13 protein-coding genes are annotated in these 15,618 nt (G+C 64.8%); 4 read left to right on the top strand and 9 right to left on the bottom strand.

Annotation, left to right across the window (positions count from 1 at the left end; genetic code table 11):
* Positions 1 to 133: 133 nt before the first annotated feature.
* Positions 134 to 1,369, top strand: coding sequence for a YbfB/YjiJ family MFS transporter (locus tag ACODSZ_RS21800; RefSeq protein WP_008333665.1), 1,236 nt, complete (start codon positions 134 to 136; stop codon positions 1,367 to 1,369).
* A gap of 54 nt (positions 1,370 to 1,423) precedes the next feature.
* Here the strand turns inward: ACODSZ_RS21800 and hisC are convergent, their stop codons facing one another.
* The 3 genes from hisC to ACODSZ_RS21785 all read right to left on the bottom strand — a co-directional run bounded on the left by hisC (position 1,424) and on the right by ACODSZ_RS21785 (position 4,020).
* Positions 1,424 to 2,506 (bottom strand): histidinol-phosphate transaminase, encoded by a 1,083-nt coding sequence (gene hisC / locus ACODSZ_RS21795; protein ID WP_175344932.1) that lies wholly within the window; start codon positions 2,504 to 2,506, stop codon positions 1,424 to 1,426.
* An 84-nt stretch (positions 2,507 to 2,590) separates the two neighbouring features.
* Positions 2,591 to 3,256: a hypothetical protein gene (locus tag ACODSZ_RS21790; RefSeq protein ID WP_175344933.1), complete on the bottom strand. Its 666-nt coding sequence runs from the start codon at positions 3,254 to 3,256 to the stop codon at positions 2,591 to 2,593.
* An 89-nt stretch (positions 3,257 to 3,345) separates the two neighbouring features.
* Positions 3,346 to 4,020 (bottom strand): Crp/Fnr family transcriptional regulator, encoded by a 675-nt coding sequence (locus ACODSZ_RS21785; RefSeq protein ID WP_008333670.1) that lies wholly within the window; start codon positions 4,018 to 4,020, stop codon positions 3,346 to 3,348.
* A gap of 171 nt (positions 4,021 to 4,191) precedes the next feature.
* Here ACODSZ_RS21785 and ACODSZ_RS21780 point away from each other — a divergent pair, with 171 nt between their 5' ends.
* Entirely contained in the window at positions 4,192 to 5,832 is a 1,641-nt protein-coding gene (locus ACODSZ_RS21780; RefSeq protein WP_488928519.1) for an acyl-CoA synthetase, read from the top strand.
* A gap of 22 nt (positions 5,833 to 5,854) precedes the next feature.
* Here the strand turns inward: ACODSZ_RS21780 and ACODSZ_RS21775 are convergent, their stop codons facing one another.
* From ACODSZ_RS21775 to ACODSZ_RS21750, 6 genes are all read right to left on the bottom strand, one after another.
* Positions 5,855 to 6,448, bottom strand: a complete 594-nt coding sequence (locus tag ACODSZ_RS21775; protein WP_488928518.1) for a putative pterin-binding protein — start codon at positions 6,446 to 6,448, stop codon at positions 5,855 to 5,857.
* A 147-nt stretch (positions 6,449 to 6,595) separates the two neighbouring features.
* Complete coding sequence (panS, locus tag ACODSZ_RS21770) at positions 6,596 to 7,510, bottom strand: ketopantoate/pantoate/pantothenate transporter PanS (RefSeq protein WP_034351498.1); 915 nt, start codon at positions 7,508 to 7,510, stop codon at positions 6,596 to 6,598.
* Positions 7,511 to 7,732: 222 nt separating this feature from the next.
* The gene (locus ACODSZ_RS21765) at positions 7,733 to 8,020 is read right to left on the bottom strand and encodes a hypothetical protein (protein ID WP_175344936.1); all 288 of its coding nucleotides are present in this window, start codon (positions 8,018 to 8,020) and stop codon (positions 7,733 to 7,735) included.
* 183 nt (positions 8,021 to 8,203) lie between these two features.
* Entirely contained in the window at positions 8,204 to 9,871 is a 1,668-nt protein-coding gene (ettA, locus tag ACODSZ_RS21760; protein ID WP_008333675.1) for an energy-dependent translational throttle protein EttA, read from the bottom strand.
* A gap of 40 nt (positions 9,872 to 9,911) precedes the next feature.
* Positions 9,912 to 10,808, bottom strand: coding sequence for an EamA family transporter RarD (rarD, locus tag ACODSZ_RS21755; RefSeq protein ID WP_488928517.1), 897 nt, complete (start codon positions 10,806 to 10,808; stop codon positions 9,912 to 9,914).
* A 23-nt stretch (positions 10,809 to 10,831) separates the two neighbouring features.
* Positions 10,832 to 12,055: a Bcr/CflA family multidrug efflux MFS transporter gene (locus tag ACODSZ_RS21750; protein ID WP_175344938.1), complete on the bottom strand. Its 1,224-nt coding sequence runs from the start codon at positions 12,053 to 12,055 to the stop codon at positions 10,832 to 10,834.
* A gap of 459 nt (positions 12,056 to 12,514) precedes the next feature.
* Here ACODSZ_RS21750 and ACODSZ_RS21745 point away from each other — a divergent pair, with 459 nt between their 5' ends.
* A complete protein-coding gene (locus ACODSZ_RS21745) occupies positions 12,515 to 13,804 on the top strand; it encodes an ABC transporter substrate-binding protein (protein ID WP_349627579.1) in 1,290 nt (429 codons plus the stop codon).
* An 11-nt stretch (positions 13,805 to 13,815) separates the two neighbouring features.
* Positions 13,816 to 15,537, top strand: coding sequence for a sensor domain-containing diguanylate cyclase (locus ACODSZ_RS21740; protein WP_008333699.1), 1,722 nt, complete (start codon positions 13,816 to 13,818; stop codon positions 15,535 to 15,537).
* Positions 15,538 to 15,618 lie beyond the last annotated feature (81 nt).

The raw sequence follows: 15,618 nt of genomic DNA, 5'->3' as shown, positions 1-15,618 counted from the left end.
TGCCACCACGCCTTCTGGGGGCAACGCATCTCGCAGATTTAATGTGAACAGGCCCAAGGGCCTGGCACCGCACTGGCCTGCATCGGCTACACTGGCGCCACACCATAACAAGACCGCCAGGAGACGTCCTTCCATGACCCGCCACGCTGCGCATGCGCCCGCGCCATTCATCCTGCGCCATCCCATCCTCACCGCCCTGGCCCTGTCGCTGGGCACGGCCGTGGCGCTTGGGGTGGCGCGCTTTTCCTATGCCCTGCTGCTGGCGCCGATGCGTACCGACCTGGGCTGGCCCTATCTGATCGCCGGGGGCATGAATACCGGCAATGCGCTGGGCTATCTGCTGGGCGCGCTGATGACACCGGTACTGATGCGCCGCTATCAGGCGCACCGCGTGCTCATCGCGGGCGCCTTCGGCACCGCCCTGCTCTCCTTCCTGCCGGCGCTGACCACGGACACGCTGCTGCAATTGCTGTTGCGGGTGGTAACGGGGGTGACCAGTGCGCTCATCTTCGTCTCGGGCGGTTTGCTGGTGAGCCGGCTGGCGGCATTGCACGCGCAGCGCGCGGGGCTGCTGCTGGGTCTGTATTACGGCGGCACCGGCATCGGCATCGTGGCCGCATCGCTGCTGGTGCCGCCGGTGATGGACGCCGCGGTCGCCCAGGGTGCAGCGCATCCCTGGCAATGGGCATGGGTGCTGCTGGGCGTGCTGGCGCTGGTGGCCAGCCTGGTCATGACGCTGCCCGCCCGGCTGATGCCGACCTCGCCGGCACAGGCGGCAGGAGGCGGGGCATGGCGTCCGCGCAGCCTGCTGTTCGGGCTGATCGGTTATTTATTCTTCGGGCTGGGATATATCGGCTACATGACCTTCGTCATCGCCCTGCTGAAAGAGGAAGGCATGGCGGCGTCACGCATCACGCTCTTCTTCGCGCTGCTGGGGGCGGCGACCTTTGCGTCCTCGCGCATCTGGGCGCGCATGCTGGACCGCTTCCACGGTGGGCAATCGCTGGCCATCCTCAACGGCCTGCTGTGCCTGGCCACCCTGCTGCCGGCCACGACGGCAGCGCCCGTGGCGGTGTTTGCCTCAGGGTTGCTGTTTGGGGGCTGCTTCCTCTCGGCCGTGGCCTCGACCACGGCCATGGTGCGCCACAACCTGCCGCCGGCGGACTGGCCTGCAGGCATCAGCGCCTTCACCATCATCTTCGCCGTGGGCCAGATCATCGGCCCTTCCATCGTCGGATGGATCGCCGATGGTGCGGGCGGCCTGCAACGCGGGCTGACGTTTTCTGCACTGATGCTGCTGGCGGGGTCGCTGGTGGCATGGCGGCAAAAGCCGCTGGGCGCGCACGAGAGGCCACCCGGCGCGGCTTGACGTTTTCTGCACATCGGGCCGCGCGGCCAATGCCGGCGCGGTCCGCCGCCGGGCTTACTGCTGACCGAGGTGGCGGCGCAGAGACTCCACCAGAATGCCGCAGTCCTCATCGGTGCCGATGGTGATGCGCAGGAACTGCTTGATGCGCTCGCTCTTGAAGTGACGCACGATGATGCCGTCGCTGCGCAGCGACGCGGCCAGTTCGGCGGCATCGCGTTGCGGATGGCGGGCGAAGACGAAGTTGGCCGCCGAAGGCAGCACCTCGAAGCCCAGGGCTTGCAGCTGCCCCACCAGGGCGGTACGGCTGGCGATGACCATGTCGCAGGTCTTGCGGAAATAGTCCTCGTCCTCGATGGCGGCGGTAGCGCCGGCAATGGCGGGGCGATCCAGCGGATAGGAATTGAAGCTGTTCTTGACCCGCTCCAGCGCATCGATGAGGTCGGCATGACCGACCGCAAAACCGACCCGCATCCCGGCCAGCGCGCGCGACTTGGAGAAGGTCTGCACCACCAGCAGGTTGGGATAGCGCTGCACCAGCGGGATGGCGCTCTGGCCACCGAAATCGATGTAAGCCTCATCGACCACCACGACCCGTTCCGGATTGCCCTGCAGAATGCGCTCCACCTCCTCCAGCCCCAGCAAGCAACCGGTCGGCGCGTTCGGATTGGGGAAGATGATGCCGCCGATGGACTCCCCATGGCCGAGGTAATCGGCGCTGCGCAGGGTGAAGTCCTCGGCCAGCGGCACGGCGCGATAGTCGACCTGGTACAGGCCGGCATAGGTCGGGTAGAAACTGTAGGTGATGTCCGGGAAGAGGATGGGCTTGCCATGCTGCAGCAGGGCCTGGAAGGCATGCGCCAGCACTTCATCCGAACCGTTGCCCACGAACACCTCGCGCGCGGTGATACCGTCGGCGGCGTGACGACCGGCGATGGCCAGTTTCAGCGGCTCGGCGTCGGGATTGGGATAGAGCCGCAGACTGTCGCTGACCTCGCGGGCGATGGCCTGCAGCGCCAGCGGCGAGGGACCATACGGACTCTCGTTGGTATTGAGCTTGACCAGGCGCGCGAGCTTGGGTTGTTCGCCGGGGGTGTAGGGCGTCAGGCGGCTGACGATGGGACTCCAGAACTTGCTCATGAGAAATCAGCCCATGCCGGGCCGTACAGAATTGAGGGAAAGCGCAGATGGTAGCAAACTTGCCGCCAGCCGGCCGCACCCGCCTCAGAAATAGGGGCGATAGCGCCGCTGGCGGGACTGCCCCTCCTGCGGCGGCGGGAGCGCCGCCCTGGGCTGGCTGCTGAGCAGGGAGAGCGCGCGCTCGGCAATCCCGGGCGGCAGGCCGATCAGGTCCTGGCAGGCGCGCTGCAGGGCCGCCTGCGAGGCGAACCCGGCATCAGACGGGCGGGCCCGGGCATCTTCCATGCGCGCCAGTTGCGCCAGCACCCACGCCACGCGCTGCTCGCGCACCAGGCTGCGCAGCGACTCGCCCTCGGCAAACAAGAGCGCACGCAGGCGCGCGGTGGAGATCTGCCACTCCCGCGCAATGCGCTCGGCACACCACTGCGCGGCCGGTTGCGCAAAGATCGCGGCAGCCAGGCGCCGGGCGTGGGGCTTGCTGGTGTCGGCGGCCCGCTCCATGTCGGCGCTCGACTGCGCCTCCAGGGACAGCGACCACACCGCCGGGCGCATGCCCTGTGCCGTCACACGCGGATGCGCCAGGCAGGCGAAGCGCACGAAGGGCGGCACGGTGAAACTCTCGCCCTCCTGCAACTCGACCGCCACGCCGCCGCTCTTCAAGGTGGCCGCGCCCTTCCATACCCGCACCCGCGCGGGGGCGGCGAAGCGTAGTTCGCGCAGAGGCAGATGATGATGGGTGACGATGGCCATGGCTGTTCCGATACGGTCTCAACTCCGGGATGCGCAAGTGATCTTAAGTCAGCCGCGGGCGCCAGACTGTCGTCGTGGTGACAGGCCACTCACAGCGAGGCCATGCCGAAGGCGCGCAAGCCATCCAGATCGACCACGCGGATGCTCTGGTAGGAAATTTCCACCAGCCCCAGCTCGGCCAGGTGGCGCATGGCCTGGTTCACGCGCTGGCGCGACAGGCCGGTCAGCAGACCGATTTCTTCCTGCGACAGTTCCAGCACCTTGGACGTGCGCGGATAGAGCATGGGATGGAACAGCTGCGCAATGGCCTGCGCTACGCGGGCATCGACGTCGAGCAGCCGCTCGTTCTGGACGGTGGCGATGAACTGGCCCATGCGTTCATTCAACTGGCCGATGACGAAGGCGTTGAAGGGCAGACTTTCGGCCATGAGGCGATGGAAGGTATCGGCGGGCACCAGCAGGATCTGCGCGGCGCGGATGGCGATGACATCATAGCGACGCGGCTCGCGCTTGATGACGCTGCCCTCGCCGCACCAGCCGCCTTGCGGTACGCCCGAGAGCGTGCTGCTGCGACCATCGATGTTGTAGACGGCCAGCTTGATCAGGCCCTCATGCACGCCGATCCAGTATTGCGAGAGCTCACCGCGCCGGGCCACGAAGGCGTCGGCAGCATAGCGCGCAAGCTGGGTGGTGGCGGCGGCCAGCGCACGGTGTTCCGGCGCCAGCGCGGCGAACCAGTCGTATTGCTGCAGAAGCTGCGCCATCGGGCTGCTCATGGGATGTGCACGGGGAAGAGGAAACGGCCAACATTGTCGCATGTCAGCCTTGTCATCGTGATGACAAAGCACAAGACCGCTTCGGTGCTACCCTAATCACAGGCGGCTGATAAAAAATGCACAGGCCGCGCCCCTCATCCCCGCCGCAAGGAGACAAGCATGGCAGACTTCGACACCGGCCTCGGCCGCAATGCCGCCAATTACGCGGCCCTCACCCCCATCGATTTCATCGCGCGCGCCGCTGCCGTCTATGGCCAGCGTCCCGCCATCATCCATGGCGCATTGCGCCAGGACTGGGACCAGACCTATCGCCGCACGCGCCGCCTGGCCAGCGCCCTGCAGCGCCTCGGCGTCGGCAAGAACGATACCGTTTCGGCGATGCTGCCCAATACCCCGGCGATGGTGGAGGCGCACTTCGGTGTGCCCATGGCCGGTGCGGTACTGAATGCACTCAACATCCGGCTCGATGCCGAATCCATCGTTTTCATGCTGCGCCATGGCGAGGCCAAGGTGCTGCTCATCGACAGCGAATTCGCCGCACTGGCCCAGCAGCTGCGCGCGCAATTGCCGGCATTGAAGATCGTCGAGGTGTTCGACGTGCTGGGTCCGCCACCGGTACCCGGCGAGCGCTTCGGCCATCTGGAATACGAAGCCCTGCTGGCCGATGGCGATGAAAACTTCGAATGGCAATGGCCTGCCGACGAGTGGGATGCGATTGCGCTGAACTACACCTCCGGCACCACCGGCGACCCCAAGGGCGTGGTCTATCACCATCGCGGCGCGGCACTCAATGCCATCTCCAACATCCTCGAATGGGATCTGCCCAAGCATCCGGTCTACCTGTGGACGCTGCCCATGTTCCATTGCAATGGCTGGTGCTTCCCGTGGACGGTGGCCGCACGCGCGGGGGTGAACGTGTGCCTGCGCAAGTTCGAGCCCAAGCTGGTGTTCGACCTGATCGCCGAACACGGCATCACCCATTACTGCGCCGCGCCCATCGTGCATGCGGCGCTGGCCAATGCCCCCGAGGGCTGGCGCGCCAATATCCGTGGCCCGGTCAAGGCGATGGTGGCCGGGGCGCCGCCGCCGGCAGCCGTGCTGGCCAAGATGGAGGCGATGCAGTTCGAGCTGACCCACGTGTATGGACTCACCGAAGTCTATGGACCGGCGGCCGTGTGTGCGGAACAGGATGAATGGAGCGCGCTGTCGGTGGACCAGCGCGCGGTGCAGAAGTCACGCCAGGGCGTGCGCTATCACCTGCAAAGCGGGGTGACGGTGCTCTCCCCCGATACCATGGAACCGGTGGCCGCCGATGGCGAGGAGATCGGCGAGATCATGTTCCGCGGCAACATCTGCATGAAGGGCTACCTGAAGAACGACCGTGCGACCCATGAAGCCTTTGCCGGGGGCTGGTTCCATACCGGCGACCTCGGTGTGATGAATGCGGACGGCTACATCAAGATCAAGGACCGCAGCAAGGACATCATCATCTCCGGCGGAGAAAACATTTCCAGCGTGGAAGTGGAGGACGTGCTGTACCGCCATCCGGCCGTACTGGCCGCAGCGGTGGTGGCACAACCGGATGAGAAATGGGGAGAGACACCCTGCGCCTTCGTCGAGCTCAAGGAAGGTGCCAACATCGATGCGGCAGAACTGACCGAATTCTGCCGGGGCCACCTGGCCGGTTTCAAGGTGCCCAAGGCGATCTACTTCGGTCCGCTGCCCAAGACGTCCACCGGCAAGATCCAGAAGTTTGAATTGCGCAAGCGCATGAAGTCCGACAGCGCCATCAACGTCTGAGGCGCTGCCCCATGGCATCGCCTCAGGCCTTGCGCACGGCGATGTGATACAGGCCCCAGGGGCATTGGCCGAAGCGCTCCGGCAAGGGGCGCGCGCTCATCTCGGGGAAGCTGTCGGCGTCATACACGGCCCATAGCGGACCGAGTCCGCCCAGCGGGATGGGCTTGCCATCCAGATGGGTGGCGATGATGAATCGATACTTGGCGATATCCTCCGCCGAGACCAGCACCGCATAGCCATCCACTGCGCGCAGGGCGCAGTTCTGCACGGCGGCGGGCCCGCCGACGGCGCGCAAGACCTCCGAGAGCATTGGACCGCGCAGACTGTGGCGGCGGCCATCGTATTCCAGCGTGGGACGGATCTCCACCGAAGGCAGCGCGGCGAGCGCGGCAAAATCGAAGGTGTGGGCACGGTCGAACGCCAGCTTCTGCTTGGCCATCATCTGGTCCAGCGCCGGATCGAGCGGGCCGCGATTGGTCTTGCTGATGTCGCCGGTGACGGTGAGCAGCACCGGACCTGCGCCAGGGCTGGCCTTCTTGTCAGCGGCCAGTGCCGGCAGGGCGGCGGGCGCGGCCAGCAGCGAGGCGCCCAGACTGAGGAACTTGCGTTTTTGCATGGAATGGCCTCCTCTTGGAGATGGGTGGGACGTGCGGTGATGGCGGATTGTAATCAGTTTTTGCGCTTCGCTGCGCACCAAGGACAACGGCCCGCCTCAAGGCGAGGCGGGCCGTTGGACTCAGCGCTGCATCACTGCAACCGCGCTTCAGTCACGCGGCGGACGGCCGCGCCAGTAGCCGGCCAAGAGCGACCCGGAGAGGTTGTGCCACACCGAGAACAGCGCACCCGGCAGAGCCGCCACCGGCGTGAAATACAACTTGCCCAGCGCAGCGGCCAGACCGGAATTCTGCATCCCGACTTCAATGGCCAGCGTGCGGCAGACCGCCTCATCGAAGCCCAGCAGGCGGCCACCCCAGTAGCCGCCCAGCAAGCCCAGGCCGTTGTGCAGGATCACGCCCACCAATACCACCAGGCCCACCGACGCAATGCTGGCCTGGCTGCCTGCGACCACCGCCGAGATGATCAACAGGATGGCCACCATCGACACCAGCGACAGGTAGGGTTCGATGCGGCGGATCAGCTTGCCCGCGAACAGGTTCAGCACCAGGCCGACCGCAATGGGGACCACCACGATCTGCACGATGGACATCAGCATGGCGTGGGCGTCGAAGTGAATGGAGGCATCCACGTAGAGCTCGGTCAGCAGCGGCGTGGCAAACACCGACACCAGTGCCGACAGGGTGGAGATGGTGACCGACAAGGCCACATCGCCGCGCGAGAGATAGATCATGACGTTGGAGGCAGTACCGGAGGCGACGCTGCCCACCAGCACCATGCCGGCGGTGAGATCGGGCGGCATGCGCAGCACCTTGGCGATGATCCAGGCGGCCAGCGGCATGACCAGGTAGTGCAGGACGATACCGGCCGCCACGGGCGCGGGGCGCTTGATGATGCGCTTGAAGTCGTCCACCGTGAGCGTCACGCCCATGGTCAGCATGATCAGCGTGAGCAGCTGGGTAATGTATTTGCCCAGGGGCGTGAAGGTCGGCGGCGAGAAGTAGGCGGCAGCGGAAAGCAGCAGCGCCCACACGGGAAAGAGGCGGGTGATGGTGGCAAGCATGGCAATGGATGAATGATGAAACAAACCCGCGCATGAAGACGATCATGACGGGATGGCGCGTTTTTTATGTTGACTGCGTGGATGACGCGAACTGCGGTGGAGGAATCATCGTGCACCCGATACGGTGACGGCCTCTTCTCTGGCCGGGGCCTTGTGGGCGGGCAAGGCCGTGATTCTACCCGTGCAGGCCGATTGCTGCCCGTTCCCGGGCGGTGGGAGCCGCTACGGGCGGGATAGATCACATTTGAAACTAAGCATGACCTTGGGCGGCATCACGCCGATTACGCCCTCCGAACGTTCGCTGCCGATGATGCGGGCGTGGCGGCCCTGCTGGCGGCACCAGTCATCGGCCTGCTGCAAGCCCTGTACAGCCACGCCGTCATTGCCATGCCAGCGCGAACTGGCTACCAGCAGGTAGGTATCCTTGTCGATCTGCGTGACCGGTTGCGAGGTGGCGCAACCGGCCAGCACCGTCGTCAGGGCAAGCGATAGCGTTCTGCGGATCTGCATCGGGGCTCCCGGTGATGTGGTGATCCCGCGATGGTAGCCAGCGCGAGGGGCGGCGTCATGCGTCCCTACAACTCTTTACGTCCGGGCTGCGGACGACAGGCGGACGACAGGCGGAGGATAGGCGGACGAAAAAAAAACGCCGCGGGAACCCGCGGCGTTTTTACGTACCCATCAGTGAAGCGATCAACGCGTAACCGGTTTGTAACGGATACGCTTGGGCTTGGCCGCTTCTTCGCCGAGGCGCTTCTTCTTGTCGGCTTCGTATTCCTGATAGTTGCCGTCGAAGAAGGTAACCTGCGAATCGCCTTCGAAGGCGATGATGTGGGTGGCGATACGGTCCAGGAACCAGCGATCGTGGGAGATCACCAGCACGGTGCCGGCAAATTCCAGCAGCGCATCTTCCAGGGCGCGCAGGGTTTCCACGTCGAGGTCGTTGGACGGTTCGTCCAGCAGCAGGACGTTGCCACCCTGCAGCAGGGTCTTGGCCAGGTGCAGACGGCCGCGCTCACCGCCGGAGAGGTTGCCGACGATCTTCTGCTGGTCGCCACCCTTGAAGTTGAAGCGGCCCAGGTAGGCGCGCGAGGGCATTTCGAAGCGGCCCACGGTGAGGATGTCGGCGCCGCCCGAGACATCTTCGAAGACCGTCTTCTTGTTACCCAGGTCTTCGCGCGACTGGTCCACCAGCGACACCTTGACGGTGGGGCCGAGCACCAGTTCGCCACTGTCCGGGGTTTCACGGCCGGCCAGCATGCGGAACAGGGTCGATTTACCGGCGCCGTTGGGGCCGATGATGCCGACGATGGCGCCGGCCGGGATCTTGAAGTTCAGGTTGTCGATCAGCAGGCGGTCACCATAGCCCTTGCTGACGTTCTTGAATTCGATGACTTCATTGCCCAGGCGCTCGGCCACGGGAATGAAGATTTCCTGGGTCTCGTTGCGCTTCTGGTATTCGTATTCGGAGAGCTCGTTGAAGCGGGCCAGACGCGCCTTGCTCTTGGCCTGGCGGCCCTTGGGGTTCTGGCGCACCCATTCCAGTTCCTTGGCGATGGTCTTCTGGCGGGCCGATTCGCTGGCCTCTTCCTGCTTCAGGCGGGCTTCCTTCTGTTCCAGCCAGGAGCTGTAGTTGCCCTTCCAGGGGATGCCGTGGCCACGGTCCAGTTCCAGGATCCATTCGGCGGCATTGTCGAGGAAGTAGCGATCGTGGGTGATGGCCACCACGGTGCCGGGGAAGCGTTGCAGGAACTGCTCCAGCCAGTCCACCGATTCGGCGTCCAGGTGGTTGGTCGGTTCGTCCAGCAGCAGCATGTCGGGCTTGGAGAGCAGCAGCTTGCACAGCGCCACGCGGCGCTTTTCGCCGCCGGAGAGCACGCCGATCTTGGCGTCCCAGGGCGGCAGGCGCAGCGCGTCGGCGGCCATTTCCAGCTGCTGGTTGAGGCTGTTGCCGTCAGCGGCGGCGATGATGGCTTCCAGGCGGGCCTGCTCGGTGGCGAGGGCGTCGAAGTCGGCGTCTTCTTCCGCATAGGCGGCGTAGACCGCGTCCAGCTTGGCCTGGGCTTCGAAGACTTCACCCAGGGCGCTTTCGACTTCCTGGCGCACGGTCTTCTCGGGATCGAGCTGCGGTTCCTGGGGCAGGTAGCCGATGTTGAGGTTGGGCATCGGGATGGCTTCACCCTCGATTTCCTTGTCGATGCCGGCCATGATCTTGAGCAGGGTGGACTTGCCCGAGCCGTTCAAGCCGAGCACGCCGATCTTGGCGCCGGGGAAGAAGGACAGCGAGATGTCCTTGAGGATCTGCCGCTTCGGCGGCACGATCTTGCCGACGCGGTTCATGGTAAAGACGTATTGGGCCATGGTATGAGTTGCCAGTGAGAGGGAAACGGTAAGACGGCGATCAGGCGCCGCCGGCGCTGGGCTCTGCCGAGCTTTGCGCGCGGGTGCGCAGGTAGCGCCACAAGCCTTCGGCGGAGTATACCGCGAGCGCCACCCAGATCACGCAAAAGCCGATGGCGCGTGCCCCGGCAAAGGGTTCGCCGTAGATCAGCACGCCACCCAGCAGCTGGATGGTGGGCGAAATGTATTGCATCAGGCCCAGCATCGACAAGGGGATGCGACGCGCGCCATGGGCAAAGAGCAGCAGCGGCACCGCCGTGATGGGGCCGGACAAGGCCAGCAGGATCCGGGCCGAAGTGGAAGCATGGGTGAAGGCGTTGCTGTCGCGCAGGGTATCGAGACCCAGGATGACCAGCACCAGCGGCAGCATCAGCAAGGTTTCCAGCGACAGGCCTTCAAGGGCACCCAGGTGCGCGGTCTTGCGCAAGAGGCCATAGAAGGCGAAGGTCAGCGCGATCAAGAGCGAAATCCACGGCAGGCTGCCATTGGCGATGGTCAGCCAGATCACTGCACCGAGTGCAAGGAACACCGCCAGCCATTGCAGGGGACGCATGCGTTCCTTCAGGATCAGGTAGCCCATGAAGACGCTCACGAGCGGACTCATGAAGTAACCCAGGCTGGTATCGACGATGCGCCCGGCATTGACGGCCCAGACGTAGAGTGTCCAGTTGCCGGTGAGCAGCAGGGCCGAGAGCAGGAAGCCGGCCACCACCATGGGCCGCTGACGGACCTCGGCGACCCAGCCCCACTGGCGCCGCCAGGCCAGCACCGCCACCAGGAACACGCAAGACCAGAAGAGGCGATGGACCACGATGTCGAAGGAAGGAATTTCCTTGAGCAACTTGAAGTAGAGCGGGAACAAGCCCCACAGGATGGAGGCGGAGACGGCGTAGAGCATGAGGGGTCAGCGCTTCCTGAAATTCAATGCTGCGCCGCTGTCACCGGCTCATGCTTGGCCACGAAGTGATACAGCAGGAATGCGCTCACGCCGCAGAAGGCCATCACCGACACCAGCGGCAAGGCCGTACCGTCATGCCACAGGCTCATTACCACGCCGGAGAGCACGCCCATGCCGAACTGCAGGGTACCCATCAGCGCGGCAGCCGTACCGGCCTGGCGGCCCTGATGCTTCAAGGCGATGGCAGTTGCATTCGGGCCGGTGAAGCCATAGGCCGTCAGATATCCGAAGAAGCCGAACAGCAGCAGGGGCAGGCTTTCCAGTCCAGCGGCCACGGCCAGCACCACCACCAGCGACAGGCCCGCCGGCACCCACAACACACGGCCCAGCACGCGCTCGGCCGAGCGCTTGACCACCAGGCGCGCATTGATCTGCGAGGCGGCGATCAGCCCGACGGCGTTGGAGGCAAACACGAAACCAAAATACTGCGGCTGGATGCCGTGCAGCTCGATCACCACGAACGGACCACCGGCGATGTAGGCGAACATCCCCGCCTGCACCAGGCCGCCACACAGCACGAAGGACATGAACTGGCGATGCCGCAGCAGGTCCCGATACTGGCGCAACGTACGACCCAGGTGCAAGGGTTCGGCACGGGAAACGTCCACCGTCTCGGTGAGGTACTTGCGGGTGCCCAGCATGCACAGCAGACCGAAGATGGTCAGCACCACGAAGATGCCGCGCCAGCTGGCGAAGACCAGCATCAGACCGCCGATGAAGGGAGCCAGGATCGGGGCCAGCCCGAATACCAGCATCAGCATCGAGAACGCCTTGGCCGAGCCCTCGGCCCCCATGCGATCACGCACCATGGCGCGCGGGATCACCATGCCGGCGCTACCACCCAGGCCCTGGAACAATCGCAACACGATCAGGGTCTCGATGCTCTGTACAAAAATGCACAGCAACGAGCAAACAAAGTACAGGGCGATACCGAAGAACAAGGGCGGCTTGCGACCGAAGCGGTCCGACAACGGACCATAGAACATCTGCCCCACGGCCAGGCCGACCAGGAACGAGGCCAGCGTCAGCTGGACCAGGTTGGTGCCCACGCCCAGATCCTTGGCGATGGCCGTGAAGCTGGGCAGGTACATGTCGATGGCCAGCGCGCCCAGCGCGGTCAAGGCTGCCAGGACGGCCAGCCATGGGGGAAATTTGCCCATGGAGAGCGAAGTATCTTTGTTGTGCATGTGGAATCGGTGAGACAGCCGCATCCTCAGCAGAGAGGAAGATGCCGACAGGTTGAAGCAAAGTGAACCGCGATCGCCCCTTAGGGCGCGAGGGGCCCATTATAAGGGCCTGTTCATTTTCGTTCAGGCGGCACATCAAGCCGGGCGCACTTGCGCCGTGGCAAAAGCTGAGCAAAGACAATAAAAGCGCACGCGGTTCGTGCAGGAAACTGTAAAAACTGGCAAACTTCTTGCCATTGTTCTCATATGCCAGGATCGTGCAAAGAGAGCGGCAGGTAGGCGCAACGCAGCACCATGCGCATTGCTGTAAAACAAAAAGCTTAGCCGCAGGGGAAATCGATGCGTGGCCGATATACGCCATCAGTAACAGGCGTGCCTGATCCGGATTGCCACTCCAGCTGCGCACTCTCAGGCATGACCGGGCGCGCCATGCGCGGGCTCAGGATATTCATCGCGGGGGTGGTCGCAAGCCTCCTGCTGGCCGCTTGCGAACGCGGTGACGACAGCGCAGGCGCAGCAAGCGCGCGTGCCGCAAGCACCAGCGCCGAGCCGGTGGTCCTGACGGCACTGGTGTGGGCCCCCGACTGGTCCGAAGAAATGCACCGGGTGGTCGATGCCTTCACGCTTGTCCATCCCGAGGTAAGGATCAACCTGCAGTTCATGATCGGCAATTCCGTCGAGGAAAACCTCAAGCCGCGCGCAGCCACCGACAGCCTGCCCGACATCTTCTCGGTCAATGCCAGCCCCTATACGGCCACCCTGGCCGACCAGGGCCTGCTGGCCGACATCGGTGATACCCGGGCCTGGGGCAACATGCTGGAAATCCTGCAGCGCGAGTGGACCTCGCCGGGTGGACGTCGCTACGGCATTCCCTCCGGCCTGGCCACCACGTTGATCTACTACAACCGCGACATGTTCGCGCGTGCCGGCATCGCCACGCCGCCCACCGACTTCGACTCCTTCCTGGCCGCCGGTGCAGCGCTGCGCAAGGCGGGTCTGGTACCGCTGGCGCTGTCGGGCGGCTTTCCCAACATGCTGGGCAATGGCCCCTTCAGCTACGGCTTTGCCAACCTGATCGCGGCCAGAGTGCCCGACTGGCGCACGCGCATCGCCAATGGCACTCTGCAGCTGGACAATCCCGACGGGGTCGCCATCTTCACTCGCCTGCGCACGCTGGTGGAGCGGAAAATGGTGCAGGCCGACTGCCTGCGCGCCGGCTATGACAGTACCTTGCGCCAGTTCGCCGAGGGGCGCGCCGCGATGACCTTCCAGGGCACGTGGGCCGCCGGGACACTGATGAACGGACGCGGCATGCACGTGGGCGTCTTCGTGCCGCCGTGGAACGACCGGGGCCAGCCGCTCAGGCCGGTGCTGGGCAGCGAAACCGGCTTCGCCGTGGGCCAGCACGGCAGTGCGCGGCACCGCCAGGCAGCGGCGCAGTTCCTGGATTTCCTGTATGGGCCGGGCATGCCGATCTGGCAGAGCAAACGGCAGAACATTCCGCCGTTTCGCGTGATCCCCTCCGATGTACGGGGAGACCCCGCGCTGTTTGCGCTGGTCGACGAGATGAAGCGCGATGCCGCCACCGACAATGCGCCGGGGCTGTACTACTCCATGCTGCCGGTCAATACCATCGAGGTGCTGCATCCGCTTCTGCAGGGTGTGCTGTCGGGCAGCCAGACACCGGCGCGGGCAGCGCGCATCCTGCAGAATTCCATCACCGAGCAGGCGCGCCTGTCGGCCAGGTAAGAGGGCTCTCCATGAAAAGACGGCTCGACTTCTTCTGGCTGGGTTTCCTGCGCAAGATCGAAATCCGCTACCGGCTCATCAATTCCTTTATCCTGGTCTCGCTGGTGCCGCTGGTGATCTCGGGCCTGCTGGCCTATCGCGAAACCACCCGCGCCACCCAGGACAAGGTGCGGACCTACTCGGTCCAGGTGGTCAAGCAGATCTCGCAGAACCTGATGCTGCGCATGGAAAAGATCGAAGACACCAGCGAGGAACTGGTCCTGTCCGACAGGTTGCAGCGCCTGCTGGCCGACTACTATGGCCAGGACGAAGCCGCCAGCGCGGCGGCCCGCAGCGCGGTGGCGCGCGTACTGCTGGATACCTTCGGGTCCTTGCCCGACGTGAACCAGAAGTACCTGCTTGATCGCAAGCGCCAGGTCATCGATCCGCAGATCTTTGCGCCCCTGGCCAGCAATATCGGGCGCGTGGCCGAGCTGGCTCCCGACCTGGGCGGACGCGCCTGGTGGACGCTCTACAACGGCGGCCATGGACAGAAGAGCGTGGCCATGCTGCGCGAGATCCGCTTCACGGGCAACAACCGCAGCGCCGGCATTCTGTTCGTGGGCGTGCGGCCGAGCTACTTCTTCAGCATCTTCGAGGGCGTCGACCTGGGCTACGACTCCAGCCTCTTCATCGTCGATGCCAGCGATGGCACGGTGGTGGTGCAGGGCCGGGATACCAGCTTGAGCAGCGCCGATCCGGCCCTGCTGGCAGGCATCACGGCCAGCCTCGGACAACGCCGTACCAGCGACTTCATCGCCTATACCCGCGCCGACAAGACCCCCTACTATGCGGCCATTGCCCAGTTGCCGCACACCTCATGGTGGGTGGTCAGCGCCACGCCCAGTGACAAGCTCAACGCCGATACGCGCTCGGTGCGCGACAAGATCATCGCCATCGGCCTGCTGTGCTTCGGGGCCTCGCTGCTGCTCTCGGCGCTGATCGCGCGCAGCATCAGCGTCCCCCTGCAGCGGCTGGTGGGCGCCATGAAGGAAGCCGGCAGCGGCGACACCACGGTACGGGTGGAACAGGCCGGCGGCGACGAGATCGCCGTGCTCTCGCGCAAGTTCAACGAGATGGCCGGCAAGCTGCAGCAGAGCAAGCAGGTGCTGGAAGAGCAGGTGGCCCACCGCACGCGCGAACTGGAACGCGCCAACCGCAAGCTGGAAGCGTTGTCGGCCACCGACGGACTCACCGGTGTGGCCAACCGGCGCCGCTTCGACGAGGTCATGGACCAGGAACTGCGGCGCTCGGTGCGCTCGGGACATGCGCTGGCGCTGCTGATGCTGGACGTGGATTACTTCAAGAAGTACAACGACCGCTACGGCCATCTGGCCGGTGACGAATGCCTGCGCATCGTGGCGCGTGTGCTGCAGAAGAGTTCGCGCCGCGCTACCGACCTGGTCGCACGCTACGGCGGCGAGGAGTTCAGCGTCATCATCGCCGAGAGCGACACTGCGCATGCCCTGCAGCAGGCCGAGCACATCTGCCAGGCCATCTTCGCGCTCAAGCTGCCGCATGCGGATTCTCCGTTCGGCTACATCACGGCCAGCATCGGCGTGGCCTCCCTGCAACCGGATGAGCAGACCAGCGCCGAAGAGCTGCTGCGCATCGCCGACCAGGCGCTGTATCACGCCAAATACCAGGGCCGCAATCGTGTGGTGCTGGGCAGCGATGCTACCCGGAACCTGTGATTTCCACGGCCCCGCTGACCATTCTCCCTGACGAAATGCTGACGTCGCCGGACGCTTTGCAAAGTTGTGTCAAGACGTCTT

It is taken from the genome of Herbaspirillum sp. FG34, assembly GCF_057809315.1.
The sequence above is the reverse complement of the archived record's forward strand: the minus strand, read 5'-3'. Positions and strand labels throughout refer to the sequence as shown.